Origin of the sequence: Candidatus Planktophila vernalis (genome assembly GCF_002288185.1) — a bacterium.
GTDB classification, from domain to species: Bacteria; Actinomycetota; Actinomycetes; order Nanopelagicales; family Nanopelagicaceae; genus Planktophila; species Planktophila vernalis.
In genome coordinates this window covers 490,995-517,648 of the sequence record NZ_CP016776.1, presented here as the reverse complement: position 1 = coordinate 517,648, position 26,654 = coordinate 490,995, and the positions used below count along the sequence as shown (strand labels likewise).

The 26,654-nt window shown below is 46.6% G+C and carries 31 protein-coding genes; 7 read left to right on the top strand and 24 right to left on the bottom strand.

Annotation, left to right across the window (positions count from 1 at the left end):
- Positions 1–12: 12 nt before the first annotated feature.
- Both rsmD and recG read right to left on the bottom strand, forming a co-directional pair.
- Positions 13–591: a 16S rRNA (guanine(966)-N(2))-methyltransferase RsmD gene (gene rsmD / locus A7sIIA15_RS02755; protein WP_095685682.1), complete on the bottom strand. Its 579-nt coding sequence runs from the start codon at positions 589–591 to the stop codon at positions 13–15.
- Positions 592–595: 4 nt separating this feature from the next.
- The gene (recG, locus tag A7sIIA15_RS02750) at positions 596–2,767 is read right to left on the bottom strand and encodes an ATP-dependent DNA helicase RecG (RefSeq protein ID WP_095685681.1); all 2,172 of its coding nucleotides are present in this window, start codon (positions 2,765–2,767) and stop codon (positions 596–598) included.
- Between the two features lie 169 nt (positions 2,768–2,936).
- Here recG and rpmB point away from each other — a divergent pair, with 169 nt between their 5' ends.
- Positions 2,937–3,122: a 50S ribosomal protein L28 gene (gene rpmB, locus A7sIIA15_RS02745; RefSeq protein ID WP_018206740.1), complete on the top strand. Its 186-nt coding sequence runs from the start codon at positions 2,937–2,939 to the stop codon at positions 3,120–3,122.
- Between the two features lie 10 nt (positions 3,123–3,132).
- Here rpmB and thiL read toward each other — a convergent pair whose 3' ends face one another.
- Positions 3,133–4,053 (bottom strand): thiamine-phosphate kinase, encoded by a 921-nt coding sequence (thiL, locus tag A7sIIA15_RS02740; protein WP_095685680.1) that lies wholly within the window; start codon positions 4,051–4,053, stop codon positions 3,133–3,135.
- A 75-nt stretch (positions 4,054–4,128) separates the two neighbouring features.
- On the opposite strand from thiL, the gene A7sIIA15_RS02735 reads away from it, so the two are divergent.
- Complete coding sequence (locus tag A7sIIA15_RS02735; RefSeq protein ID WP_095685679.1) at positions 4,129–4,365, top strand: Lrp/AsnC family transcriptional regulator; 237 nt, start codon at positions 4,129–4,131, stop codon at positions 4,363–4,365.
- A gap of 13 nt (positions 4,366–4,378) precedes the next feature.
- Positions 4,379–5,941, top strand: a complete 1,563-nt coding sequence (locus tag A7sIIA15_RS02730; protein WP_095685678.1) for an amidohydrolase — start codon at positions 4,379–4,381, stop codon at positions 5,939–5,941.
- Here A7sIIA15_RS02730 and A7sIIA15_RS02725 read toward each other — a convergent pair.
- The 6 genes from A7sIIA15_RS02725 to leuC form a co-directional block, all read right to left on the bottom strand.
- Positions 5,930–6,979: a D-alanine--D-alanine ligase family protein gene (locus tag A7sIIA15_RS02725; RefSeq protein WP_095685677.1), complete on the bottom strand. Its 1,050-nt coding sequence runs from the start codon at positions 6,977–6,979 to the stop codon at positions 5,930–5,932. The two genes, A7sIIA15_RS02730 and A7sIIA15_RS02725, sit on opposite strands and share 12 nt — an antisense overlap.
- Positions 6,976–7,977 (bottom strand): NAD(P)H-dependent glycerol-3-phosphate dehydrogenase, encoded by a 1,002-nt coding sequence (locus A7sIIA15_RS02720; RefSeq protein WP_095685676.1) that lies wholly within the window; start codon positions 7,975–7,977, stop codon positions 6,976–6,978. Before A7sIIA15_RS02720 ends, A7sIIA15_RS02725 begins: the two co-directional genes overlap by 4 nt.
- The gene (locus tag A7sIIA15_RS02715) at positions 7,974–8,750 is read right to left on the bottom strand and encodes a lysophospholipid acyltransferase family protein (RefSeq protein ID WP_095685675.1); all 777 of its coding nucleotides are present in this window, start codon (positions 8,748–8,750) and stop codon (positions 7,974–7,976) included. Before A7sIIA15_RS02715 ends, A7sIIA15_RS02720 begins: the two co-directional genes overlap by 4 nt.
- Before the next feature lie 76 nt (positions 8,751–8,826).
- A complete protein-coding gene (locus tag A7sIIA15_RS07190) occupies positions 8,827–9,279 on the bottom strand; it encodes an HU family DNA-binding protein (RefSeq protein WP_017955950.1) in 453 nt (150 codons plus the stop codon).
- A 237-nt stretch (positions 9,280–9,516) separates the two neighbouring features.
- Positions 9,517–10,116, bottom strand: coding sequence for a 3-isopropylmalate dehydratase small subunit (gene leuD, locus A7sIIA15_RS02705; RefSeq protein WP_095685674.1), 600 nt, complete (start codon positions 10,114–10,116; stop codon positions 9,517–9,519).
- Between the two features lie 11 nt (positions 10,117–10,127).
- The gene (leuC, locus tag A7sIIA15_RS02700) at positions 10,128–11,519 is read right to left on the bottom strand and encodes a 3-isopropylmalate dehydratase large subunit (RefSeq protein ID WP_095685673.1); all 1,392 of its coding nucleotides are present in this window, start codon (positions 11,517–11,519) and stop codon (positions 10,128–10,130) included.
- A 58-nt stretch (positions 11,520–11,577) separates the two neighbouring features.
- Here leuC and A7sIIA15_RS02695 point away from each other — a divergent pair, with 58 nt between their 5' ends.
- Positions 11,578–12,294 (top strand): IclR family transcriptional regulator, encoded by a 717-nt coding sequence (locus A7sIIA15_RS02695; protein ID WP_095685672.1) that lies wholly within the window; start codon positions 11,578–11,580, stop codon positions 12,292–12,294.
- Here the strand turns inward: A7sIIA15_RS02695 and A7sIIA15_RS02690 are convergent.
- Positions 12,254–12,703, bottom strand: a complete 450-nt coding sequence (locus A7sIIA15_RS02690; RefSeq protein ID WP_420021909.1) for a regulatory protein RecX — start codon at positions 12,701–12,703, stop codon at positions 12,254–12,256. The genes A7sIIA15_RS02695 and A7sIIA15_RS02690 overlap by 41 nt on opposite strands.
- A gap of 59 nt (positions 12,704–12,762) precedes the next feature.
- Entirely contained in the window at positions 12,763–13,857 is a 1,095-nt protein-coding gene (gene recA, locus A7sIIA15_RS02685) for a recombinase RecA (protein WP_095685671.1), read from the bottom strand.
- 223 nt (positions 13,858–14,080) lie between these two features.
- Between recA and yaaA the strand changes: the two genes are divergently transcribed.
- Complete coding sequence (yaaA, locus tag A7sIIA15_RS02680) at positions 14,081–14,629, top strand: peroxide stress protein YaaA (protein WP_223298286.1); 549 nt, start codon at positions 14,081–14,083, stop codon at positions 14,627–14,629.
- Here yaaA and A7sIIA15_RS02675 read toward each other — a convergent pair.
- The 12 genes from A7sIIA15_RS02675 to thyX all read right to left on the bottom strand — a co-directional run bounded on the left by A7sIIA15_RS02675 (position 14,616) and on the right by thyX (position 25,367).
- The gene (locus A7sIIA15_RS02675) at positions 14,616–15,410 is read right to left on the bottom strand and encodes an alpha/beta fold hydrolase (protein WP_095685669.1); all 795 of its coding nucleotides are present in this window, start codon (positions 15,408–15,410) and stop codon (positions 14,616–14,618) included. The two genes, yaaA and A7sIIA15_RS02675, sit on opposite strands and share 14 nt — an antisense overlap.
- Positions 15,411–15,412: 2 nt before the next feature.
- The gene (locus A7sIIA15_RS02670) at positions 15,413–15,607 is read right to left on the bottom strand and encodes a DUF3046 domain-containing protein (protein ID WP_017955959.1); all 195 of its coding nucleotides are present in this window, start codon (positions 15,605–15,607) and stop codon (positions 15,413–15,415) included.
- Positions 15,594–16,118: a TetR/AcrR family transcriptional regulator gene (locus A7sIIA15_RS02665; protein ID WP_095685668.1), complete on the bottom strand. Its 525-nt coding sequence runs from the start codon at positions 16,116–16,118 to the stop codon at positions 15,594–15,596. Before A7sIIA15_RS02665 ends, A7sIIA15_RS02670 begins: the two co-directional genes overlap by 14 nt.
- Positions 16,108–16,374 (bottom strand): helix-turn-helix domain-containing protein, encoded by a 267-nt coding sequence (locus tag A7sIIA15_RS02660; protein ID WP_095685667.1) that lies wholly within the window; start codon positions 16,372–16,374, stop codon positions 16,108–16,110. The genes A7sIIA15_RS02665 and A7sIIA15_RS02660 overlap by 11 nt, the downstream gene beginning before the upstream one ends.
- A 16-nt stretch (positions 16,375–16,390) precedes the next feature.
- Complete coding sequence (locus A7sIIA15_RS02655) at positions 16,391–16,882, bottom strand: CinA family protein (protein WP_095685666.1); 492 nt, start codon at positions 16,880–16,882, stop codon at positions 16,391–16,393.
- 12 nt (positions 16,883–16,894) lie between these two features.
- Entirely contained in the window at positions 16,895–17,437 is a 543-nt protein-coding gene (gene pgsA / locus A7sIIA15_RS02650) for a CDP-diacylglycerol--glycerol-3-phosphate 3-phosphatidyltransferase (protein WP_095685665.1), read from the bottom strand.
- Complete coding sequence (rimO, locus tag A7sIIA15_RS02645) at positions 17,434–18,789, bottom strand: 30S ribosomal protein S12 methylthiotransferase RimO (protein WP_095685664.1); 1,356 nt, start codon at positions 18,787–18,789, stop codon at positions 17,434–17,436. Before rimO ends, pgsA begins: the two co-directional genes overlap by 4 nt.
- A gap of 18 nt (positions 18,790–18,807) precedes the next feature.
- Positions 18,808–19,554 carry a helix-turn-helix domain-containing protein gene (locus tag A7sIIA15_RS02640; protein ID WP_095685663.1) on the bottom strand — a complete coding sequence of 249 codons (747 nt, stop codon included), beginning with the start codon at positions 19,552–19,554 and terminating at the stop codon, positions 18,808–18,810.
- A 131-nt stretch (positions 19,555–19,685) separates the two neighbouring features.
- The gene (locus A7sIIA15_RS02635; RefSeq protein ID WP_095685662.1) at positions 19,686–22,004 is read right to left on the bottom strand and encodes an FtsK/SpoIIIE family DNA translocase; all 2,319 of its coding nucleotides are present in this window, start codon (positions 22,002–22,004) and stop codon (positions 19,686–19,688) included.
- 51 nt (positions 22,005–22,055) lie between these two features.
- Positions 22,056–23,738 (bottom strand): ribonuclease J, encoded by a 1,683-nt coding sequence (locus A7sIIA15_RS02630; RefSeq protein ID WP_095685661.1) that lies wholly within the window; start codon positions 23,736–23,738, stop codon positions 22,056–22,058.
- Complete coding sequence (gene dapA, locus A7sIIA15_RS02625) at positions 23,738–24,628, bottom strand: 4-hydroxy-tetrahydrodipicolinate synthase (protein ID WP_095685660.1); 891 nt, start codon at positions 24,626–24,628, stop codon at positions 23,738–23,740. Before dapA ends, A7sIIA15_RS02630 begins: the two co-directional genes overlap by 1 nt.
- A gap of 19 nt (positions 24,629–24,647) precedes the next feature.
- Positions 24,648–25,367 (bottom strand): FAD-dependent thymidylate synthase, encoded by a 720-nt coding sequence (thyX, locus tag A7sIIA15_RS02620; RefSeq protein WP_095685659.1) that lies wholly within the window; start codon positions 25,365–25,367, stop codon positions 24,648–24,650.
- 59 nt (positions 25,368–25,426) lie between these two features.
- Here thyX and A7sIIA15_RS02615 point away from each other — a divergent pair, with 59 nt between their 5' ends.
- Together A7sIIA15_RS02615 and A7sIIA15_RS02610 are read left to right on the top strand one after the other, a co-directional pair.
- Positions 25,427–26,089 carry an AzlC family ABC transporter permease gene (locus A7sIIA15_RS02615; protein WP_095685658.1) on the top strand — a complete coding sequence of 221 codons (663 nt, stop codon included), beginning with the start codon at positions 25,427–25,429 and terminating at the stop codon, positions 26,087–26,089.
- Complete coding sequence (locus tag A7sIIA15_RS02610; protein ID WP_095685657.1) at positions 26,086–26,394, top strand: AzlD domain-containing protein; 309 nt, start codon at positions 26,086–26,088, stop codon at positions 26,392–26,394. The genes A7sIIA15_RS02615 and A7sIIA15_RS02610 overlap by 4 nt, the downstream gene beginning before the upstream one ends.
- Here A7sIIA15_RS02610 and A7sIIA15_RS02605 read toward each other — a convergent pair.
- On the bottom strand, positions 26,391–26,648 hold the full coding sequence (locus tag A7sIIA15_RS02605; protein ID WP_095685656.1) for a glutaredoxin family protein: 258 nt from the start codon (positions 26,646–26,648) through the stop codon (positions 26,391–26,393). The two genes, A7sIIA15_RS02610 and A7sIIA15_RS02605, sit on opposite strands and share 4 nt — an antisense overlap.
- Between the last annotated feature and the right edge of the window lie 6 nt (positions 26,649–26,654).

The window sequence follows — 26,654 nt, the reverse complement described above, 5'->3', positions numbered from 1 at the left end:
GAGATGGGTCAGTTATCCATTCTCAGGCGTGTAATTGCCATAGAAAATCGTGGCCTGCCCATAGTTGCGTTCGCGCACTGCGCTAAAGCCTTCTGGCCATGAAAAATTTGAACGCTTTGCCGTGCGCTCAACTGCAATCACTGCATCATCTTTAAGGAAAGAGCCTGCATGTAACTTACTTAAAATCTCTTGAACCTCAATATCTGAAAAATCAAAGGGCGGGTCAACATAAACAATGTGGTATTTCTCTTTTGGTGCATCGCTCACAAATCTTTGAGCTGACATTGAGTAGAGATGAAACTTTCCTGCAGGCCTATTTTTATTGACCAGCTCATAGTTGTTCTCAATTGTCTTTTGCGCCTCGGGATCTTTTTCAACGATATGAACAAGAGTTGCTCCGCGTGAGAGAGCCTCAAGTGCTATTGCCCCAGATCCTCCATATAAATCTAGAACGTGAAGCCCTAGAAAATCACCGAACTCAGATAACAGGGAGGAGAACAAGCCTTCGCGCGCGCGATCTGAAGTTGGGCGTGTAGCACCGGCAACTGTGCCCAGAGTGCGACCTTTAGCAACGCCTGCAATGATTCTCAACGCATCAACCCTTATCCAAATAATCCACGGCCATATCATTAGCCATAGCGCTCAATTCTTTCTTAAGCGCAGGATAACTTGTTAAATCCAATGATGTCGCAATCAAATCCTGGGCAGCAGTTCTAGCCTTCTCGATTAATTCCTCATCGCGTAGTACTCGAAGTAAGCGCAAGTGTGACTGAGTTCCAGATTGGGATGCACCTAAAACATCTCCTTCTCGTCGCTGTTCTAGATCGATACGAGAGAGTTCAAATCCATCAACAGTGCCAGCCACAGCATCTAAGCGTTCGCGTGCGGGAGTTTCGGCAATGGCATTTGTTACTAGTAAACACAGCCCCGGTGAAGTTCCGCGTCCCACACGACCGCGCAACTGGTGAAGCTGTGAAACACCAAATCGATCAGCATCCATAATCACCATAATCGTTGCATTTGCAACATCCACGCCCACTTCAATTACTGTGGTCGAAACCAATACATCTATCTCACCGGCAGCAAAGGCTTTCATGGTGCTTTCTTTTTCTTCACTGCTAAGGCGCCCATGCAACATTGCAACGCGCAATCCTGCTAAATCTCCCCCATGCAGGCGAGGTGCCAGCTCTTCAACCGATGCAATATCACTGGATTCTGTGCCAAAGAGGAAATCAATATCGGCGTTCTCATCACTTCCGGCAGTAATACGTGGTGCAACAACGTATGCCTGATGACCTTGTCCTACTTCTTCTTGGATGCGTGCCCAAGCACGTTCTAAATACGTTGGCTTCTCCATGACAGGAATGACATGTGTTGTGATGGGCTGGCGTCCGAGTGGAAGCTCGCGCAACGTTGAAACATCTAAATCACCAAAGACTGTCATTGCAACTGTGCGAGGAATTGGCGTTGCAGTCATGACAAGTAGATGTGGAGGCTTTTGTGCTTTCTCTTTTAGAGCATCACGCTGTTCAACACCAAAGCGGTGCTGTTCATCAACGACAATGAGACCTAAATCCTTAAACTCTACTTTCTCACCGAGCAATGCATGTGTGCCAATAACGATTCCTGCATCACCAGATGCAGCTAGCGCAAGGGCTGCTTTGCGTGCTGCAGCGTTTTGGGATCCAGTAATGAGAGTTACTTGCGTTGCACCTTCGTGCGATCCCAGAGTTCCACCTTGTGCCAGCGGACCTAAGAGTTTTTCTATTGTGCGCAAATGCTGGGCAGCTAGAACTTCAGTTGGTGCAAGCAGAGCTGCTTGTCCCCCGCTATCAACAACGGCCAACATTGCACGCAGCGCCACAATAGTTTTACCTGAACCAACTTCACCTTGCAGCAAGCGATGCATCGGATGGTCTTGGGCTAAATCGGCTTCAATTTCAGCGCATACGCTCTTTTGTCCACCAGTTAATTGGAAAGGCAATGAGGCATCAAAGGAATCAAGAATTCCACCTTTGATCACTTTGCGAGATGCAGTGTTGAGCTTTCTTAACTCATTGCGGCGCAAGACCAGAAGTGATTGAAGCAAGAAAGCTTCATCGAAAGTTAAACGCTCACGTGCACTTTCTGCTGAATCAAGATCAGCTGGGCGGTGCAGCTGCACTAATCCCTGGTGCAAGGTGGGATAGCCAAAGCTGCTACGTATGTGTTCGGGCAGAAAATCTTCCACTTCATCGAGTGAATCAATTGCCATCTCAACACACTTAGAGATCTTCCACGATGGCATCTTCGCGCTAGCTGGATAAACAGGCAGATACTTTCCTGCAAAAGAACTCGCTGCAGCATCAACATCATTGCCATCTGGAATCATTTCGTAATCAGGATGGGCCAACTGCTTCTTGCCATTAAAGAGGCCTACCTTGCCTGCAAATAAACCTTGGCGACCTGCCTTTAACTCTTTTTCCCGCCAGGCTTGATTAAAGAAAGTGAGCGAGAGTTTGTCCGTGCCATCTGTAACGACTACTTCGAAAATACTCCCCTTGCGCCCGCGTAGCGGTCTATTTGTTGAACTGAGTACTTCAGCCAGGATTGTTACTTCATCACCCTCTGCTAACTCTGAAATATCTGAGAGTTCTCCTCGTACTAAATACCTGCGTGGGTAGTGGCGCATCAAATCGCCAACTGTTTTTATATCGAAAGTATCGGTGAGAACTTTGGCAGTGCGATCTCCAATAACTGAGGAGAGTTTGCTTTCAAGATCTGCCATGGTGGCATTCTCTCCTACTGTGCCTCACAAGCCGTGGAGCGTTTCAGGCTCAAGGGCAGGCAATAAAGCGTGATTTCCCCTTGATTGGCGTCAGCCCCCACGTTCGCGATACCCTTTCGCCTTGTCCGTTAAGGACTTACTTACGTTCACATATAAGAGGAGTACCGCTGTGGCATCAACATGCGATATCTGTGGCAAAGGGCCCAGCTTTGGCAATAACGTTTCACACTCTCAGGTAAAGACACGTCGCCGCTGGAATCCAAATATTCAGCGCATCCGTACCTTGGTTAACGGAAACACAAAGCGCCAAAACGTCTGTACTTCATGCCTTAAGGCTGGAAAAGTTACACGCTAACTAATTTTGCTTAACTGAAATGGCGCCAGGTATCTGGCGCTTTTTTCATTTCCAAACCAAGTACCCCGCTACCTTCTTTAACCACACCCACGCATAGCCCAGGTAGATCTTTTCCTGTGGCCAGGAAGACATGATCTTCTCCTCCTGCAAAAATCCATTGCCAGACATCTACTCCGCTAGCTTCTGCTAATTCAGATAACTGTGCAAACTCTTCACTTGTCTTAAAGGCTTCGGCATCAAAAACTAACTGCACACCAGATGCTTGAGCTAACTGCTCGGCTTGGATAACTAACGCATCACTCACATCACACATCGCATGAGCACCTTTATTTGCAAAGGCAACAGCCATTGAATAATCAAGAGTTGGAGAGCAGAACTCTTCCACCGCATAGCTCTCTAAATCACTTAACTCACTTTTCTCAATACTTGCAAGACCAGCTGCCGACCAACCTGGAAGTGATGACAAATAGATTGAATCCCCCACTTGTGCACCAGAACGCGTAACCGCCTTTTCGACTTCACCGAGTGCGCTCATTGAGATTACTTTTATTGCCCCGCGCGCTAAATCTCCGCCCACCACAACTGCCCCACAGGAACTAGCCTCATGTTTTATTCCTTGCGCCAGTTCAGATATCCACTCCATGGTCTCTTCACCGCTCAAAGTAACCGCTACAACGAGATATGTAGGAGTAGCACCCATGGCATAGATATCTGCAAGGTTTGCAGCCGTTATCTTTCGACCGATCTCAAAAGCTCCTGACCACTGGCAATTAAAGTGCGTTCCCTCAACTGCCATGTCGGTTGTAATAACCGTGTGTTCACCTGTAGCAACAACTGCAGCGTCATCGCCGATTCCAACCTGAACGCCTCGATGGTTACTGCCAAAAATCTCGGCAAGTGCGCCGATTATCTGGGCTTCATTCAAGGTCATAGTGAGAAGAGTAATCGACTAGCCAGTTGCCATATCTCTGAAGTAGCCTGTACCCACCAACGAAAGGAAACTCTTATGTCAGTACAGGCCTACATTTTGATTCAAACCGAGGTCGGCAAAGCGTCATCCGTAGCAAAGGCTGTTTCAGCTATCGCTGGTGTAAGTCTGGCCGAAGGCGTCACCGGTCCTTACGATGTCATCATGCGTGCAGAAGCACCCAGCATGGAAGATTTCGGTCGTTTAATTCTCTCTAAGGTCCAAGGTGTTGCAGGCATTACTCGCACACTGACCTGCCCAGTTACTTACCAATAAAAATCTTTCTCATATGAGCACGCTTTATACAAACGCGCGCTTTTGGTCTTCTGGCAAAGAAATCTTTCACGACTTACTAGTTAAAGATTCCCTCATTCTTGCCGTGGGTGAAGATGTTAAGAATTTCCCGGCAGAGACAACAATTGATTTAGATGATGCCTTTGTCATCCCTGCATTTCTGGAAGGCCATGCACATCCAATTTTTGCAGGACGCGAAGCTGCAGGGCCAAAAATTAATGGCATCACCAGTATTGAAGAGATCAAAACCCAAGTGAAAGCTTTCGCAGATGCAAACCCCTCCATAACCTGGATTATTGGCGGTGCTTATGAGGCTGCCATTGTTGAAGGCGGAGACTTTGATGCAAAGTGGCTGGATGAAGTTGTCAGCGATCGCCCAGTTGTATTACACGCCGTTGATCACCACACCATCTGGGTTAATTCCAAAGCACTTGAATTAGCTGGAATCACTAGTGCAACCAAGGATCCCCAGGGTGGAACTATCGCGCGCAATAGCGATGGAAGTGCAAAAGGAACCTTGCGTGAGCCATCTGCTATGGCCTTAGTTCTAGATCACGCCCCTGCCAACACCCTTGAAAGTGATATTGCTGCAATCAAATATGCCTGCAAGGAATACAGAAAAGTCGGTGTAATCGCTGCTATTGATTCATGGTGTGAGAAAGATATGGCGCGGGCATATATCGCTGCTGCGCAAACTAAAGAGTTAACAATTGCTTTCAATCTTTCATTGCTTGCAACTCCCACCACTTGGTCTGGCGACATTGATGATTTCAATGAGATTCGTGAGCAGTGTTTAGAGCTTGATAATTCATCACAACTACAAGCCAATAGCATCAAGTTTTTACTCGATGGTGCCTTATCTGCTGGAACTGCCCATTTAATGCAGCCATATGTGGATGACCCAACCTCGCATGGAATTGCTATCTGGAGCGATGAAGAACTACTCAATGCCCTTGTTGCATACGACGCTTTGCAGTACCAAGTTCATTTACATGCCATAGGAGATGCTGCTGTGAAGCAGGCATTAGATGCGCTGGAAGCAATGCAAGGCATCAATCCCACATGGGATCGGCGCCCAGTAATCGTTCATGCTCAATTAATTCGCGATGAAGATCTGCCTCGCTTTGCTCAACTTGGCGTCATCGCAAATATTCAACCGCTCTGGTGCTACTTAGATCCCATGAACAAAGAACTCATAGCACCGCGTATTGGCAATGAGCGAAACAACCAGCAGTACCGACTTCGCTCAATGCTAAATGCTGGTGCCATGATTGCCTTTGGAAGTGATTGGCCTGTTACAAGTCATGTGCCGATGCAAGCTATTGGTGTGCCAGTTACTCGCTCAAACCCGGCCGATGGTGTTACCCAAGCTTGGGTAATTGAAGAAGCGCTCACCATGGATGAATCACTCACCTTCTATACAAAAAACGCTGCCTACCAACTCTTTCGTGAGAATGAGTATGGTGATTTAGAAGTTGGGAAAAGGGCCGCGTTCTTAGTTTTAGACTCAGATCCTGCGCAAAACCCCGCAGCAAAGATTATTGAACTAGTTTCCTAAAACTCCATTTGTGCGAAGTAAAGCGGTCTCAATCAAAGCTGTAATTAGGCTCGTGTAATCAACTCCAGTGGCAGCCCAGAGTTTTGGATACATAGATGTTCCCGTGAAGCCTGGCATCGTGTTTATCTCATTAATTATGATTTCGCCCTTATCGGTATAGAAGAAATCACACCGAGCAAGTCCGCTGCATCCCAACGCCTTAAATGCCTGCACTGCCTTTACACGAATTTCCTCAGCTGCAGCTGCTGGAATATCAGCAGGAATCTTTACAGTGGTTGCACCATCTAAGTACTTGGCTTCAAAATCATAAAACTCAAACTTGCTATCAATAACAATCTCACCAACTACTGATGCCTTTGCCACGCCATTAGATTCAAGTACTGCGCACTCAATCTCCCGGCCCACTAGTGCCTGCTCAATCATTACTTTGTGGTCATATAGAAATGCATCTTTGAGCGCAGTATTTAGCGCATCAACAGATTTAACTTTGTGTGTGCCGCGACTTGAACCTCCGCGAGCAGGCTTAACAAAGACTGGGTATGCCAAGTCATCAATTGATACTTGCTTGTCTTTGCTCGTTACAACAATTCCATCAGCAACCTTCATGTCAGCTGCAGCAAAGATTGGCTTGGCAAAAGACTTATCCATCGCAACTGCTGATGCTAAAACTCCACTACCAACATAGGCAAGGTTTGCAATTTCGAGCAGGCCTTGAATCGTTCCATCTTCACCATAAGGCCCGTGCAATACAGGAAAGACAACATCGATCTGTAACGCTTTGCCCGCAACCGAAAAACCATGAACATCAGCCACAACTGCCGGCGCACTTTCATCAACCGTAGGGAGCTTTCCACCAACAATTTCAAGTGGGTAATCATTAGGCAATAAAACCCAATTGCCCGTTTTTGTAATTCCAATAAGGATTGCGTTGTATTTACTTGAATCTAATCCTTTAAGAACTCCCCCAGCCGAAACGCAAGAGATCTCATGTTCACTACTGATTCCACCACAAATAACGGCGACATTTAATTTACTCATCGAATGAAGTTTTCTGCACGCGTTGTAATTTCCATTAATCGATCAAGGGCATCAGAAGGTGAAATCGTGCCCGCAACAACATCGGCCACCGCTTCAATAACTGGCACTTCGACTCCTACTCGGTGAGCAATCTCAAGAACTGCATTGGAGGAGGCTACGCCCTCCACGGTCTTTGCCACATGTTCACGCGCAACAGCCATAGATCCTGAGCGTCCCAACACTTCGCCAAAGGTGCGATTGCGAGATAGTGGTGAACCGCAACTAGCCACAAGATCGCCCATGCCAGCTAATCCGGCAGCACTGAGCGGATCTGCGCCGTGGGCAGCGCACAGCCGTGCAACTTCATTTAAGCCTCTAGTAATGAGCATCGCCTGTGTGTTTTCGCCAAAACCCATACCAATTGAAATTCCGACGGCTAGTGCAATAACAGATTTGATGGCACCGGCTAATTCGCAACCCAAAACATCGGTCGATGTGTAAACGCGGTAGTAAGGAGTTGCAAATAACTTCAGAGTTTTTTCAGCCAGAATCTTCGTAGGTGCTGCAGCAACAGCACCTGCCGGCTGGCGCAAAATGAGCTCTGTTGCAAGATTGGGGCCGGTAATGAGCGCAACATTTTCCGTATTCATTTCTTCATGAACAATCTCTGTCATGCGAGAAAGAGTGCTGACTTCAATGCCTTTGAGCGTGCTGATATAGGTAGCATCTGAATCAACTAGAGGTTTCCAGCTCTTAAGGTTTTCGCGCAAAGTCTGTGCCGGCACAGCCAAAACATAGATATTTGAATATTCAAAAGCTTCACTCAAATTCGTTGTAGCACTTAATCCAAGTGGCAATACATTCTCATCGAGGTACTTTCGGTTGGTGTGGCTGGTATTGATTTCATTAACAATCTCTTGATTGCGCCCCCACACAAGGACGTGATTACCAGCATCAGATAAAACCTGGGCCATTGTGCTGCCCCAAGCACCAGCACCTAGAACAGTTACTTTGCTCATCGCTTCTTTTTAAAGTTTCCGGTTCGAGGAAGAGTAGAAGTATGTGGATCAAAGATTTCGACGGGGCGTTTTTCACCACGAAGCTCTTCCAGCAAATCAGTAATTGCTCTCATTACAAATGCTGTGGCTTCAATCAATGCCGCTGGATCATTTTCCTTGCCATACCAGGGTGATAAATCAACCGGCTCACCAGCTAATATCTTTATGTGCGTGCGCGGAAAGATCTTCAACTTCTTTTCATATGTGGGCATGACAATCTGTGAACCCCATTGGGCAATTGGAATAATTGGCGTGCGAGTAGTTATGGCTAAACGTGCTAGCCCAGTTTTTGCAACCATGGGCCAACCGTTGGGATCGCGGGTGAGCGTGCCCTCAGGATAAACGCCAACACAGTGCCCAATTTCTAATAATCGCAGCGCATGATCAAGGGCTTTAGAAGCATCCTTACTTTCACGGGCCACTGGAACCATTCCTGCAGCAAGGATGATTTTTCCAATAACAGGGACTTTAAAAACGCCTTCTTTGCCGATGTAGCGAGGAGCGCGTCCGTTTCTAAACAAAAAATGAGTAAGAAACAAAACATCTAGATATGAAAGGTGATTACTGGCAACAATTGTCTTTCCGCTCTTGGGGATATTTTCTCCCCCGCGCCACACTTTCTTTCCCACAAGATTGAGAAGTGGAATAACTACTTTGGTTCCGATCTTGAATGTAAAATTTGTCCCGTGTGGCTTTCCCTTTGGCGGTGCATATGAAACCTTGTAATCCGCCATGTGGGCAATACTAACGAATAAGCATAAGAAAACGGGGCCGGCGTGAGCCGACCCCGTTAACTAATAACTAAGCGAATTACTTCTTCTTAGCCTTCTTTGCTGGCTTGCGCTTTGCAGGAGCCTTCTTGGCAACCTTCTTCTTAGCTGCAACCTTCTTCTTAGCTGCTGGCTTCTTCTTAGCAGCCTTCTTTGCAACTGGCTTTGCCTTAGCAACTGGCTTTGGTTCTGGCTTTGGAGCAGGTCCTAGCTTGCGCTCACCTGAGATGACATCCTTCAAACCCTTTGCAGGCAAGAAGCGAGCCTTCTTTGAAGCCTTGATCTTGATTGTTTCGCCAGTGAATGGGTTACGTCCCATGCGAGCCTTGCGATCAACCTTCTTGAACTTACCGAAATCGTTGATCATTACGTCTTCACCCTTTGAAAGGTTGCGAACGATAGTGTCAAAAACGATATCTACAGCGTGTGCTGCTTCCTTCTTGCTGTCGTTGAAATGTGGTGCCAACGCCGCAATGAATTGGGCCTTATTCATTGAAATCCCCTTATTACGCGTAAATGTTAAGCAATTGCTTAACGTGTTAGTAAACTTACGCGCATACATAGGGTGATTACGCTATTCATGCAGGTGTGTCGCGAATTAATTTTTCAATGAAATATCAAAAAATCGCAGTTTTTATGCGTAGAAAACCCTCAATTCAACGTTGAGAGTTTTGCATGACCACGCTCACCCCTACGTAAATCTCATTGATTTACGCTTGTTTTTCGGTGATTATCCGCGAATTGGAAGCGTTGCTGGCTTCAGAGTTGTTCGAGATTTCTCAAAAGAGTCAATGGAATCAGCGTTTTTAACAGTCAAGCCAATGTCATCTAGACCCTCCATTAAGCGCCAGCGGGTGTAGTCATCGATTGCAAAAGGCAAAACAACGTTGTTATAGCTCACTGTGCGAGTTTCAAGGTCAACGCTGACAGAAGTGGCTGGATTAGCCTCAATTGCCGCCCAGAGCGCCTCTACATCGCTTTGATCGATGATGACAGTGAGCAGGCCACCTTTGAGTGAGTTACCGCGAAAGATGTCAGCAAAGCGGCTAGAGATAACAGCTTTAAAGCCATAGTTCTGCAGCGCCCACACTGCGTGTTCACGGGAGGAACCAGTTCCAAAATCAACGCCTGCCACAAGAATTGTGCCAGCCTTGTATTCGGCCTTGTTCAAAACAAACTGCGGATCATTGCGCCAAGCAGAAAACAAGCCATCTTCAAAGCCGCTACGTGTTACGCGCTTTAAATAGACAGCCGGAATAATTTGATCTGTATCAACATTGCTACGGCGCAGTGGAACTGCGGTGCCGGTGTGCTTAATGAATTTTTCCATGGTTTTGCTCCTTACAGATCCGCAGGTGAAGAGAGAGTTCCACGCAGGGCAGTTGCTGCCGCTACTAGTGGGCTTACAAGGTGTGTACGTCCGCCCTTACCTTGGCGGCCTTCAAAGTTTCTATTTGATGTTGAGGCAGAGCGCTCTCCCACAGCTAGCTGATCTGGATTCATACCCAAACACATGGAGCAACCAGCGTTTCGCCATTCAGCTCCTGCATCAAGAAAGACTTTATCCAATCCTTCTGCTTCAGCTTCCAGTCGCACACGGGCAGAACCAGGAACCACCAACATGCGAAGTGTTGAGGCAATCTTCTTACCCTTCACAACTTCAGCAGCTGCTCGTAGATCTTCAATTCGCCCATTGGTGCAAGAGCCCAAGAAAACAGTGTCAATGGCTATCTTTTTAAGTGGTGTGCCAGCCTCTAGACCCATATAAACAAGTGCGCGCTCTGCTGCCCCACGTGCTTCTGGATCTGCGATATCTGCTGGGTTTGGAACATTAGAACTCAGCGATGCACCCTGGCCTGGGTTAGTTCCCCATGTAACAAATGGTTCTAGGTCATCGGCATTGAGATTTACTTCAACATCAAATTTTGCATCGCTATCTGTATAAAGCGTGCTCCAGTATTTCACCGCAGCATCAAAATCCTCAGGTGCATGGGGCTTTCCCTTAATGTAATCAAATGTTGTTTGATCAGGTGCAATCAGACCTGCGCGAGCACCAGCTTCAATAGACATATTACACACCGTCATACGAGATTCCATAGACAGCGCACGGATTGCAGAGCCACGGTATTCAATGACATAGCCCTGGCCTCCGCCAGTACCGATCTTTGCAATGATTGCCAAGATAATATCCTTTGATGTAACACCAGTCTTTAGGCGTCCCTCAACATTTATCGCCATCGTCTTTGGACGAGCTAGCGGCAAAGTCTGTGTTGCCAAAACGTGTTCAACTTCAGAGGTTCCAATACCAAAAGCTAAAGCGCCAAATGCGCCGTGGGTAGATGTGTGTGAATCTCCGCAAACAATTGTCATGCCCGGCTGCGTTAATCCCAGCTGTGGACCAACTACGTGAACAACTCCCTGGTCTTTATCGCCTAGTGAGTGAATGCGAACGCCGAATTCGGCGCAGTTAGCGCGAAGTGTGTCCACTTGCAGCTTTGAAACAGGATCTGCAATTGGCTTATCAATGTTAAGCGTTGGAACGTTGTGATCCTCAGTTGCAATAGTCAGTTCAGGGCGGCGCACTGTGCGTCCAGCAAGGCGCAGACCATCAAAGGCCTGTGGGCTAGTTACTTCATGGATGAGATGAAGATCGATATACAAAAGATCTGGTTCACCATCGGCGGCGCGAACAATGTGTTCGGCCCAAATCTTTTCAGCTAGCGTTTTACCCATCTGCTTGTCCTTACTCCTTCATTTGCCATATCACATAGTGGGATGTTAATATCACCCTATGAGCAGAAAGAATAGCGGAGTTGGCGTATTAGATAAAGCCGCAGCGATTTTAAACACCTTAGAAGCTGGCCCGCATTCATTAGCAGAGCTCGTCGCTGCCACAGGAATAGCTCGTCCAACAGCCCACCGCTTAGCTGTGGCCCTTGAATTTCATCGCTACGTCGCCCGCGACCTCTCTGGTCGCTTTGTATTAGGCCCACGCGCAAGTGAACTTGGCGCAGCTGCAGGAGAAGATCGTTTACTTGCCGCTGCTGCCCCAGCGTTGGCAGCGCTGCGTGATGCAACAGGTGAGAGCGCCCAGCTCTATAAGCGACAAGGTGATCAAAGAATTTGTGTGGCAGTTGCAGAGCGCTTATCAGGACTTCGTGACTCTGTTCCTGTTGGCGCAGCGTTAACAATGCAGGCAGGTTCTGCTGCGCAGATTTTGCTGGCTTGGGAAGATAGCGAAAAGATTCATCGCGGTGTTGCAAACGCCAGATTTACTGCCGCACAACTTGCTGCAGATCGTCGTCGCGGTTGGGCGCAATCTGTTGGAGAGCGCGAAGCTGGAGTTACTTCTGTTTCTGCCCCAGTTCGCGGTCCTAATGGAAAAGTTATTGCAGCGGTGAGTATCAGTGGACCAATTGAGCGTTTAGGCCGACAGCCTGGCCGCGTTCATGCCGCAGCCGTAGTTGCTACAGCTGCTCGCCTGAGTGAATATCTAGCTCGCGAATAACACGGCCGATAACACCAAAGCCAAAACCTTTGCGTTGTAATAAGGATTGAATTCTACGAATCTGAACTTCTGGTTCCATCCGAGACATTGTTGAGTACTTTTTCATTGCCAAAGAAAAAGCTGTTCGGTATTCAGATTCATCATCAATCTCATCTAGGGCCTCATCGATAGTGCTTTGATCTACTCCCCTGGTGCGCAGCTCTCCTGCAATGATGCGCTTTGAGAGTTTTTTGGCGTTGTGACGAGATTGAGTCCATGCTTTCGCAAACTCAGCATCATTGATTAAACCGTTTTCGGTTAACTTATAAATGGTTGCATTGGCAACATCATCCTCAACGCCTCGCTTTTTAAGGTGAGCCAAGAGCTCACCCTTACTCTTGGCCCGCGCAACCAAAGCATTTTGTGCAATGGCATATGCGATTGAGTAAGGGTCAGCCTCTTGGTCAACCTTTGCAAATTGCAGGCTAATTAGAAATCAACCTCAGCGGTGGCTTCATCGATAGCTGCGATCAGATCTGCATCTACTTCGATTGGCACAAAGTGAGCGCGAATCTTGGCTTCAATCTCATTAGCTAGATCTGGGTTATCGATAAGGAATGTGCGTGCATTTTCCTTGCCTTGACCCAACTGATCAGCTTCATATGTATACCAAGCGCCAGACTTCTTCACGATTCCAACTTCTGCTCCAAGATCAATCAAAGAGCCTTCACGTGAAATACCTGTGCCGTAAATGATGTCGAACTCTGCTTGCTTAAATGGTGGAGCCATCTTGTTCTTAACAACCTTAACGCGAGTACGGTTACCGACTGCGTCCTGGCCATCTTTAAGGGTTTCAATACGACGGATATCCAAACGAACTGATGCATAGAACTTGAGTGCTTTACCACCAGTAGTTGTTTCAGGTGAACCGAAGAAGACACCGATCTTTTCACGCAACTGGTTAATGAAGATTGCAGTTGTCTTTGATTGGTGAAGAGCACCAGTAATTTTACGTAGAGCTTGTGACATCAGACGTGCTTGAAGACCCATATGAGAATCTCCCATTTCGCCTTCAATTTCAGCACGTGGAACAAGTGCTGCAACGGAGTCAACGACTACGAGATCAAGTGCACCTGAACGAATTAGCATGTCCATAATTTCTAACGCTTGTTCACCTGTGTCTGGTTGTGAAACTAGGAGCGCGTCAATATCAACACCGAGCTTCTTTGCATACTCTGCATCGAAAGCGTGCTCAGCATCGATGAATGCACAGATACCGCCCGCAGCTTGTGCGTTAGCGATTGCATGCAATGTAAGAGTTGTCTTACCTGAAGATTCTGGTCCGTAGATTTCAACGATGCGACCGCGAGGCAATCCACCAATACCAAGAGCGATATCAAGTGCGATTGAACCAGTTGGAATTACTTCAACAATCTGGTTTTGACGATCCGACATCTTCATTACTGAGCCTTTTCCAAATTGACGTTCGATCTGGGCTAGGGCTGTATCGAGCGCTTTTTGGCGTTCGCTTGTAGCTTTTTCTTGTGCAGCTTCGTTAGCTTTATTGCCTTTTTCAGTAGCCACTTACTTTCCTTTCGATAGAACGTCGTATGACGTTTGGTCCTGGCCCAGAAGGTACGGAGACCTAACGACGGACCGCAGCGCTCGGGGGAAGAGCTGTGGGCGGAGGTTAGAACCGCTCTGGTTGTACTCGGATAGAGTATCCGAACATCTGTTCGAAAGGTAGCAGGCGGCACTGACAGATATGAGCGTGTCGCCAGCGCTGTGCAGCCCCATACTTACCCCCATGCTCATCTTGCTTCCCCCTAGTGAGAAAAAGGCGACAGAGCCAGGTCCAGCCATCACCGTCTATACAGGCGTTCTCTATCAGGGCCTGGGCTGGGCAACGCTGACTAAAGCTGCACAAAATCGTGCCCAGAAATCAATTGCAATCATCTCGGCTAAATACGGAAGCCTCAAATGCCTTGATCCCATTGAGCCCTATAAAGAAAAGATCGATGCAGCTCACATGCGAGGGCCCATCACTCAAGTATTAGATGTCATTGAAACTGATTTAGTTATCGACTGTCGCTCTTCGACCTATCAAAGCGTTTGGTCTCCCCCGGCGCACAAATGCGTGGAGATTAAAGTGTTCAGCAAAGTTGATGGCGTGAAAAAGGTGATTACTCATATGTCTAAAAAGACTCGCGGTGAAGTAACACGACTACTGCTGCTCTCCAAAACCATTCCCACAAATCCCCAAGAATTGGCAGAGATTGTTTCATCTGAATTTGAATGCGAACTCTTTGGTGCTACAGCAAATGAGCCTTGGGTGCTAGAGGTTATTGCCCACTAGTTTGGCTGATGATTTTCACCATCAGTTCCGGATAATCCCACATCGGTGCATGCCCACAATTATCAATAATAATCCATGAGGCATGCGCTGGTGCTAGCGAGCGCTCCTGTGAATGTGGATATGGCAAAGTGTTATCAGTATCGCCAAACAGGATTGTTAGAGGAACGCTCTCTGGAATATGTGCTTCAAAACGTCTTCCTAACATTCCATCCCAAGCTTGAAAGTATCCCGTCGCATGTCCCATTGCATATGCTGAGTCATAACAGATTTCATAACTGAACTCTTTCCATTTAGGACTCACGTTTGCATAGCCAATCTTGCGCAATGCAATGACATGTAATCCAGCTCTAATAACAGGCCGTAATACTTTGGCCATGTAATAGGACCATGCTTCACTAGGTGCTCGTCCAGATGCTGGCTTTAACCACAGCCCGGCAGGTGCTAGTCCTGTGAGAGTTTTAATGCGTTGGGGTTGATCTGCAGCCATCTCAAGTGCAACCCAGCCACCTAATGAATTACCTGCAACATGAAACTCTTTAACTCCATACTCGCGCTCTACTGTTTCAAAAATTGCACGGCCCAGAGACTTAGGGTCCATAGCTTGTCCCTTGATATAGGGACTTTGACCATGTCCTGGCAGATCCACAGTAATCACGCGAAAGCGCTGTGAGAGCGCAGGGATGATGGGCTTAAATGCCGTTGCAGCCGATCCCAGCCCGTGAATTAAAACTAAGGGTGGGTGGTTTTGATTTGTCTGCGTCAGGGTTGTTACAAGGCTCATAGTTAGTACTTATGTTTTTCTGTCTCTTTAGGATGCGCCCTACATACCGCTTTCCAAATCTCATCTGCCTCAAGGCCAGCAGCAAGGGCTTCATTAACGGTTTTGCTACCAAGTTCTGAGATTGCTATATCGGTGGGAAAGTGTGAATGCTCACCAAATGAAAGCGCTAAACGCTCACGTAGATCAGATATTCGCACGGGCAATAAGAAACTCTGCTTGAAGTCTTGAATCCTCTGGGGTCAGCGGCTGAATCGCTTGGCCAATTAACCAACGTGTGGCTAGGTCGGCCAAAATCTGTGAACCAAGAATCATGGCAAGTGCGTCATTGAACTGCAGCCATAGCGGATGCGCCGTCGCTGCCATTACCTGAGTTAAAGGTGCTGGATCGCAAATTCGCATGTTGGCAAGAGCGCCATCTGATGAGATTTGAATTGATAAAACTTCTAAGGCATCAGTGGGATTGGGTGCACTCTGAGCGATGCTTACTAACCTGCGAATCTCTGAATCACAGAGGGCGGCAAGTACTGATTCTTTATCTCGGTAGTGGTTATAGAGAGTTGCACGAGAAATCTGTGATGTGTCGGCGATTTCAATCATAGACATTTTGGCCAAGCCAACAGTTGCAATTAAATTCTTAGCACCTTCAAGGATTGCACTTTGTGTGCGGCGATGTGTTGCAGCTTGTGGTGCGTATTTATTAAGCGGCATCGACGACAGTAAGAGTGACGCTCTCGCGGCTCTTTAACTCAAGTGCTACATCATTGAAAACACCAGAAAGAGAAAGACCTAGTGCAACACAAATTGCGTTTAGAAGTTCAGATGATGCTTCTTTTTGTCCACGTTCTACTTCTGATAAGTAACCCAGTGAGACACGGGCATCACGTGCAACATCGCGCAATGTGCGATTTTGTGATGTGCGGGCAGCGCGAAGTGTGAGACCAACTGCTTGACGAACTAGAACCACGGGCCCACCTCCTTTTTTACGCTCGGTGTCTAAGGATACGCGCAAAGGTGGCAATGGCGCTTGCTGTAGCTGCGTTTCGCACAGATTCTCGCTCACCAGATAAGGATAATTCGATGCTCTGACATACCGGCCCCGCAATTGCTACCCACACCATGCCCACTGGATGGCCATCTAATGGGTTAGGTCCAGCAACTCCTGTTGTGCCAATGGCCCATGTTGTTCCAAATGATTTGAGCGCACCTTGCGCCATTGCTATTGCAACTTCTTCACTGACCGACGTGTGCTCGGTGATGATTGCTGGATCAACACCTAAATGTGAAATCTTTATTTCATCACGATAAGCAGTCGTGCTACCCACGAAAACATCAGAAGCACCAGCGATTGTGACAATGGCAGAGCTAACTGCTCCTGCAGTTAAGGATTCAGCGGTACTAAGAGTTTCACCACGAGCACGTAAATCATCAACTACTTGCGCCGCAAGGCTGATGATCTCGGCAGGCAGTGCCATGTGAGTGTGTCCCTAACTCTTAGTGAACGCTGATTTTACATAGTAAGCACCAGTAACGATAGTCAGAGCCACTGCTATATACATAAATCCATCACGAAACCAGTAGAGCGATGGGCTCAAAGGCAAGACATAGAAGCCCACTCCAAAGTTTTGCATGGTGGCCTTGATCTTGCCACCCTTGTTGGCGGCAATGACTCCTCGATTGATAGTCATCAAACGAAAAACCGTAATTCCTATTTCGCGAGCCAAGATAACAATCGTGATCCACCATGGCATCCGCCCAAGAATTGAAAGGGAAATCATGGCCGTACCAATCATGACCTTGTCTGCGACTGGATCTAGAAACTTTCCAAACTCTGTAATGGTGTTTCGACTTCGTGCCAAATTGCCATCCAGAATGTCGCTCATTCCAAGGATGAAAAACACACACCAAGAAATGTATTGCCACGTTGGATCATTGCCACCATTTTTAAAAAGTGTATAGGCACCCACTGGCACCAGCAGTAATCGCATAACGGTTATAAAGTTGGGAGTCACAAATCCTGGCAACTTCATAGAGGCTTTGCCACCAAATCAGCACCCATTGAATCAATCACCACAGCATCAACATACTGCCCCACTGTAAAATCTGTCCCGATAAAAGTAGTACTTCCATCAACTTCTGGACCTTGATGAGCTGCTCGTCCTTCTTGTAGTTCGGCATCTTCGATCAAAACACGAATAGTTTCACCGATACGAGCCTGTGCGCGCAAAGAAACCATTTCATCGGCCAAGGAAGAAAGTGTCTCCACGCGCTGAGCAATCACTGCTTCATCAATTTTGCCATCAATCTTTAGCGCTTCGGTGTTATCTTCATCAGAATAACCAAAGATGCCAACAGCATCTAACTTGGCTTCAGTAATGAATCTAGCTAACTCGTCAAAATCCTCTTGTGTCTCACCTGGAAAGCCAACAATGAAGTTTGAGCGAATTCCAGCCTCTGGAGATAAGACTCGGATCTGATTGATTAAATGGAGAAACTTTTCATTATCGCCAAAGCGGCGCATGCGGCGCAGAACTGTCGGCGATGAATGCTGGAAAGATAAATCAAAATAAGGAACAGTCTTTGGTGTTGCAATCATGGCCTGAATCAGCGTTGGTCGCATCTCTGCAGGCTGTAAGTAGGAAAGGCGAACCCGTTCAACTCCTTCAATAGCAGCAATCTCAGGCAGCATCTTTTCCATTAACTGCAGATCGCCTAAATCTTTTCCATACGAAGTTGTATTTTCACTGACTAAGAAGAGTTCTGTCACACCGTTGGCAACTAACCAACGTGCCTCATCCAAGACTTCGTGGGGGCGGCGTGAAATAAATGAGCCTCTAAAGTATGGAATCGCACAGAATGAACAGCGACGATCACAGCCCGATGCAATTTTAAGTGGCGCCCAAGGCGCATCCCCTAAACGTTTGCGGGAAAATTCAGAGTTTTCACGAGTTTCGGCGCGATCAGCAGGAGCAATAGGCAAGAGAGCGCGACGATCACGTGGAATATGAGGCGTGTGTGAATTACCTGCAACGATTGACTGCAACCGTGCAGAGATATCTTGATAGTCATCAAAGCTCAATATTGCATCAGTATCTGGAAGTGCTTCGGCTAATTCATTTCCATAACGCTCAGCCATACATCCCACTGCTACAACTGCACGCGTCTGCCCATGACCTTTGAGTGAGTTTGCCTCAAGCAGAGTGTCAATTGAATCCTTTTTAGCTGACTCAATAAATCCACATGTATTAACTAGTGCAACTTCAGCTGATTCAACATCATCAACCAGGGTCCAACCATCGGCTGCTAAACGACCAGCCAGCTCTTCTGAATCAACTTCATTTCGTGAGCACCCTAAAGTGACGACTGCTACGGTGCGCTTCATTTGGCAAATCTTAGCGTGTTATGAATCGACTCCATACGACACGCTAACTACCTCACCATCAACGCCTATCGATGGAACTTTCTTGCCATTTACTTTCAGATCTACTCCCCCAGCATTTCCAACTTTGAGATTGAGTTGTGAATCTGAGGAAAATGTCTTAGCTGAGCCGCGTGAAATCTGACCACTAAAGAGAACTCTTCCAGCATCATCAGAGACAAAGAGCCATGACTTAGCACGGGCCGCATTAATGACTACTTCAACTCCAGTGCCACTTGAAAAAGTATTTTCAGCCGACGGTTCTGCAGATGGTGATTGAGCTGCAGTTTCATCTGCAGTTGGTGATGAACTTGCAGATGGAGTAGCACTAATAACTTCATTTGTATTGACGTTTGAAATTACTACTTGTGCTATACCAACAGCAAATAATGACACCACAGAAATCATCACAAGAACTTTCCATGAGACTTTGTGAGCTTCGGCTGGTAAACGCATAACGCTATTTTCAACAAGCAAATCTTTGATTGAGCGGGTTTCACCACCCTGCTCTTCTTCATAGAGACGAATAAACTCTTTTTGATCAGCCTTCAATATTGAGGCGATATTCCGAACATGGCCACGGGCATAAGTTTCACCGCCACAATGTTCAAAGTTATCTTTTTCTATCTCACTCAAAACGCTTATGCGAATATTGGTTTTGGCAGCCAAATCTTCAAGTGAAAGGCCCGCGTCTTTACGCGCCTTAGCAATCAAAGATCCTAGTGACATCGTTGTTTGTCCTTAAGGGAAATTACTTCTGCCGATGAGTGTCCAAGTCTAGAACTGGAGCATCCCTTGTGGCTATAGAGGAGTGTGAGAACAGGGGGTGAAATGTGGGTTAACCCCTTGGAATGGTTGCGCTAGTAATCCCGCAATGTTGCAATAACCGAATCAAGTTCATCTGGCTTGACCAAAACTGTTCTGGCCTTGGAACCTTCAGATGGTCCAACAATTCCACGGGACTCCATCAGATCCATCAGGCGTCCAGCCTTAGCAAATCCAACACGAAGTTTTCTTTGCAACATTGATGTTGAACCAAACTGTGTTCCAACAACTAATTCAACTGCTTGCAGCAAAATATCTAAATCATCGCCAATTTCTTTATCAACCATCTTTGGATGCGATTGCACTGCTGTGACATCGTCGCGATAGCGCGGTTTTAACTGCTTCTTTACATGTGTTGTGACCGCTTCAATTTCGCGCTCTGACACATAGGCACCTTGGATACGAACTGCTCGGCTAGCTCCCATAGGAATAAAGAGAGCATCTCCTTGGCCAACAAGTTTTTCAGCACCTGGGCTATCTAAAATAACGCGGCTATCGGCTAAAGAACTTGTTGCAAACGAGAGTCTGGAAGGTACGTTTGCCTTAATCAAACCGGTAACAACATCCACAGAGGGACGCTGTGTTGCAAGTACTAAGTGAATACCAGCAGATCGTGCGAGCTGGGTAATACGAACAACAGATTCTTCCACTTCCTTTGCAGCCACAATCATTAAATCTGCAAGCTCATCAATGATGACAAGTAGGTATGGATAAGGCTCAACTGTGCGATCACTTCCGGGAGGCACAATTACCTTGCCAGCTCGAACTGCCTTGTTGAAATCATCTATATGTCTAAATCCAAAAGTAGAAAGATCTTCGTATCGCAAATCCATCTCACGCACTACCCAGGTCAGTGCATCTGATGCCTTTTTTGGATTAGTAATAATTGGTGTAATTAAATGCGGAATACCTTCATAGGCAGTTAGCTCAACACGCTTAGGATCAATTAGCACTAAGCGAACTTCATCCGGTGTTGCACGCACCAAAATCGAAGTAATCATTGCGTTAATCATTGAAGATTTACCAGCACCTGTTGCACCAGCAACCAAAAGGTGAGGCATTTTTGCAAGATTTGCACAGACAAAGTTGCCTTCAACATCTTTTCCGAGTGCAACCAACATGGGATGGTGATCTTGGCCTGCAACAGATGAGCGTAAAACATCGCCTAGAGCCACGATTTCGCGGTCAGTATTTGGAATTTCAATTCCCACAGCAGATTTGCCTGGAATAGGAGAAAGGATTCGCACATCACTACTTGCAACAGCATAAGAAATGTTCTTAGCAAGGGCGGTAATGCGCTCGACTTTGACGGCATTTCCCAGCTCAACTTCATAGCGTGTAACGGTCGGTCCACGCATAAAGCCTGTTACTTGGGCATCAATTTCAAATTGAGCAAATACTTCAGTCAGCGCTGCTACAACTAAATCATTTACTTTGCTCTTGGCTTTTGCAGCAGGTCCTGTGCGCAACAGATCGGCAGGTGGCAATTCATATGTTGAATCAGGGGTGAGCAAGAGTTGTTCTGGACGCTTGGTAACTGTTTCTGGAGTTATGACAGGAGAGATAGGGATAGGAACAGTGAACTCTTCATCAAAGCTCTCTTCATCCAACTCTTCTTCATCTTCTTCTACCGGTTCATTCCAGGCAGCAACAATCGGGGATTCAAAAGGTGGAGTGTCAGTGATTTCAAAATCTTCAACCTTGATTGGTCTTTCAGGACGCTTGGCCCATAACCAACTAGCACTAGAGGTAAAGCGATCTAGAACTTGTGAAACTGGTGTGGCAGTAACGACTAGTAATCCAAAGATGAAAACAATGATTAACACTGGATAAGTAAGTACCGAAGTCATCAGTGACACCAACGGGGTGGTTACTGCGTAACCAATCCAGCCACCACCTTCGCGCATTGCGGTGGCACCTGTGCCGGTAGAGCCATTGAGTAAATGTGAAATGCCAGTTGACGAGAGCAATAACGTTAAAGTGCCAACTACAACTCGCCCGATAGCTGCCTTATCTTCAGGAGTTCTAAATAGTTTGAAGGCAAAATAAATTAAGACAAGTGGTGTGATAAAACCGATGCGTCCAAAGCCACCATAAACAAATGCATAGACCGCACGGCCAACAATATTGTCAGCATGGAACCACGTGCCCGCTGTAGCAACGAGAGCAAGAATGAGAATGAGAAATGCGATGCCATCACGCTGATGTGCTGGATCTAAATCACGGGCACCGCGGGCGATAAAGCGAACTGAATTACCAAGAATTTTTGCAATAAATCGCCAGATTGCAGTTAGGCCTCTTCCGAGCGCGCCACCTACTGCGCCGCTTTTGGATTTAGATTTCTTCTTAGCCACACTCCTCATCGTAAAGGAAGAGTAATTTCTTAGCGCCTAGGCGCGCCGTTCTTAAACTTCAATAACAACAGGGACAATCATCGGCTTTCGGCGATGTTCTCCCCCTACCCAGCCACCAACGGTTTTTCTCACAATCTGTGAAAGCTGATGCGTTCCATTAATTCCTTCGGCAACTGCTGAAGCCAATGCTTTTTCGATCTTTAACTTCACATCATCAAAGAGCGCCATATCTTCATTGAATCCACGTGCATGGATATCAGGTCCAGCAACGATCTTTCCACTTTGTGAATCAATCACCACAATGACTGAAATGAAACCTTCTTCACCAAGAATTCGACGATCTTTCAGTGATGTCTCTGTGATGTCACCAATACTCTGACCATCAACATAAACAAATCCACATGGGACTGAACCAACAACTTGTGCTTCATGGTCAATTAAATCGACCACAACGCCATTTTCAATAATCAACGCATTTGATCGCGGGACTCCAGATTGAATTGCAAGTTCAGCATTTGCCTTCATATGCCGCCATTCGCCGTGGATTGGCATTACAAATCGAGGCTTCACGATGTTGTAGCAGTAAAGAAGTTCACCTGCAGCCGCATGACCTGAAACATGGACCATGGCATTTGCTTTATGGACTACTTTTGCACCAAAGCGAGTGAGTTCATTGATAACTCTAAAGACTGAGTTTTCATTTCCAGGAATGAGTGATGAAGCCAAAATAACTGTATCGCCTTCGCCGACTCGAATCTGGTGATCACCATTTGCCATACGCGATAGCGCTGCCATCGGTTCACCTTGTGAACCTGTGCAAATCAAAACCACATTGTCATCAAAGGAATCTAAATCCTTTGCATCCATAACGATTCCAGGTGGAACTGTTAGGTAACCCATATCTTGGGCAATCTTCATATTGCGAACCATGGAGCGCCCAATGAAGATAACTTTTCTATTGTGAATTAAAGCTGTATCAATTACTTGTTGAACGCGGTGCACATGGGATGAAAATGAGGCAACAATTACCCGGCGCTTAGTCGAACCGATAACGCGATTAAGTGCGGGCATAATTTCGCGCTCTGAAGGAGTAAAGCCTGGAATGTCAGCATTAGTTGAATCCACCATAAATAGATCAACGCCTTCTTCACCCAAACGGGCAAAGGTTCGAAGATCTGTAATACGACCATCAAGTGGTAACTGATCCATCTTAAAATCACCTGTTGCAAGAACTCGGCCAGCATCAGTATTAATCACAACTGCTAATGCATCTGGAATTGAGTGGTTAACGGCAACAAATTCAAGTTCAAATGGTCCAACATCTTCATGTCCACCTTCGCGAACTTCGCGTGTGAGTGGAGAAATTCTGTGCTCCTTTAGCTTTGCTGTGACTAGGGCCAAAGTAAGTGCTGATCCATAAATAGCAATATCTCCACGTTCGCGCAGTAGATAAGGAACTGCGCCAATGTGGTCTTCGTGGCCATGCGTTAAAAAGACTCCAACAACGTCATCTAAACGATCACGGATATATGAGAAATCAGGAAGAATTAAATCGATTCCTGGCTGCGTATCTTCAGGAAATAAAACACCGCAGTCAACAATGAGTAGTTTTCCTTTAGTTTCAAAGACGGTCATGTTGCGACCAATTTCACCTAAGCCGCCTAAGGCGACAATGCGCAATCCCCCTTTTACTAAAGGTGAGGGTAATCCGAGATCTGGGTGAGGATGATTCATTATTTAAGTACTACGCCACCTGCGCGTAGGTCGTCACGCAACTGCGCAATTTGCGCATCTGTTGCATCGACTAGAGGAAGACGGGTATATCCACCAGGTAGACCCATTAATGTCAGTGCGGCTTTTGTCATGATGGCACCTTGTGTGCGGAATGTTCCAGTAAAGACTGGTAGCAATTGCTGATGAATCTCTAGTGAGCGAGCAGGATTGCCTGCAAACCAAGCATTGAGCATCTCTTTGAGTTGTGATCCAACTGTGTGACCACACACTGAAACAAAGCCAACTGCGCCCACTGATAGAAGTGGCAAATTGAGAATGTCATCACCTGAATACACAGGGATTCCGCAGCGCTTTATTACCCAAGAGGTTGCGGCAACGTTTCCTTTAGCATCCTTGAGCGCAACAATTGAAGGGTGTTCAAAGAGTTCAACGATCGTGTCTGATTCAATCTCTACTCCTGTGCGACCAGGAATGTCATAGAGCATCATTGGCAGACCGGTTGCATTTGCCATTGCCAGGAAGTGAGCTTTGATACCTGCTTGTGGTGGCTTGTTGTAATAAGGAGTAACTACCAAAATTCCATCCGCGCCAGCTGCTTCGCTGCGCTTGGCTTGATTGATTGAATAATCAGTTTCATTATCGCCAGCACCAGAAACAACCTTGATGTTCGCTCCAACTACACGCTTAACAACTTTAATTATCTCTTCTTTTTCAGAGGATTTAGTCGTAGGGGCTTCACCGGTTGTGCCATTGACGACAATGCCATCATGACCGGTTTTAACTAGATGATCAGCGATCTTTTCAACGCCATCCCAATCAATGGAGCCATCTTTTTTAAATGGCGTGACCATTGCCGTCAACATGCGGCCGAATGGCGCTGGCGTACTCATGCGGGCAACTCTACCCGTTTTATGGGGCGATGCGACCAGACTTTTCGAAGGCCCCGTATGTAAGCGGCATTAATTTTGCGAATTCGGCTTCCATTTTCTCGGCCACCATCTCAATTTCGCGTTGAGGGTAGCTTGGAAAGTGCGAGCCTTCGCGGGATGTGCGAAGGGATAAAAAGTTCATGAGTGCACGGGCATTCATAGAAACATACATGGATGAATATGTCGCCACAGGCAATACAGCACGTGCAACTTCGCGTGCAACTCCAGCTTCTAACATTTTCTGATAACTATCATAGGCAACAACGTAGGCAGCCTTCATTGAGTTAGTTGTAATTTCAAACTGTTCTTTGGTTCCATCTTCAAATGTGTAGGAACCAGTCTTACCAACTTGCACAAGCTTTCGCTCTTTTGATGGAACATAGAAAACAGGTTTCAATTCGCGGTAACGACCACTTTCTTCATTGTATGAAGCGATGCGGTGGCGCATGAATTCACGAAATACAAATATTGGTGCAGAGATGAAGAAAGTCATAGAGGTATGTTCAAACGGTGATCCATGGCGCTCACGTGCAAGATAGTTGATCAATCCAGCAGAGCGAGCTGGGTCTTCACCAATCTCATCCATTGACTGTTCACCAGCAGTTGAAACACGTGCTGCCCAGATTACATCGGCATCACTTGCACTGGCTTTTACTAATTCAACGGTTACATCGTCTCTAAATATGATTTCCTCAGGCATGGGCTCACCTTATAAGGGGCCGGGTTTGAGCCTTTGGATATCTAGGGCAGAATGTCTGCGTGTCCAGAATTGAATCGACCACATTGCGCGATTCTCTGAGCGTTTCCATCACAGTTGGGGCCTATGGAACCGCTTTTGGAGCAGCTGCGGTTGCAAATGGCTTTTCAGTTCTGCAAACGTGCTTGCTGTCACTTCTAACATTTTCTGGTGCATCTCAGTTTGCTGTCATCGGAGTTCTCGGTGCTGGCGGCGGAGCAATAAGTGGAATTGCTACTGCTTCTCTACTTGGAATTCGAAATGGTGTGTATGGCGTGATCATGGCGCCTCGATTAAAGGTAAAAGGTTTTAAGAGAATCGTTGCTGCTCAAATCACTATTGATGAATCAACAGCAGTAGCACTTGGTCAAGAAGTGCGCGGGGAAAGTGCCATGCGCCAAGGTTTTTGGCTCACCGGTTTTGGTGTGTTTATCTTTTGGAATCTATTTACAGTTGCAGGTGCTCTTGGCGCACAAGCCATGGGAGATATCCGTGCTTGGGGTCTTGATTCAGCAGTTCCAGCGGCATTCTTAGGACTTGTGTGGCCACGCTTAAAAACTAATCGTGATCGCTTCCTCGCCGTTGGCTGTGTTGTTTTTGCTCTTGCGATGACACCGATTTTGCCGGCAGGGTTGCCAATCATTGCAACTGCATTTATTGCCGTAGCGGTAGGGCTGCGCAAATGAACTCATTTTGGATTGCAACGATAGGCACAAGTGTTATTGCTTTTGCTCTTAAATACGCTGGCCATAACGTTCCAGAGCGAATTTTTGCACACCCTAAAGTTCAATCCATTAATGCTCTTATTCCTATTGCACTCTTGAGTGCTTTGGTTGCCGTTCAAACCTTCACCGAAAAATCACAACTCATGATTGATCATCGATTAGCAGGCGTGTCGGCTGCAGTTATAGCCCTTATTCTTAAAGCACCGTTTCCAGTTGTAGTACTAAGCGCAGCCTTCACATCGGCTGCAATCTATAACTGGTTTTAGATAATTTTGAGAGCTTGAAGCTTTGCCTTCAAGTCATTATCTGAAGGCTCAGTTAAGTGAGTGCCGTCAGAGAAAACAATCACAGGAATTGACTGCGCTCCACCGTTAATCTCTTTAACTTTCTCTGCTGCACTTAGATCAGCATCAACATCGATAAGTGTGTATTCAACATTTAACTCTTCAAATAAACGCTTTGAGCGACGGCAATCTCCGCACCAGTCAGCGCTATACATCGTGATTTGATCTTTTGACATGTGTGT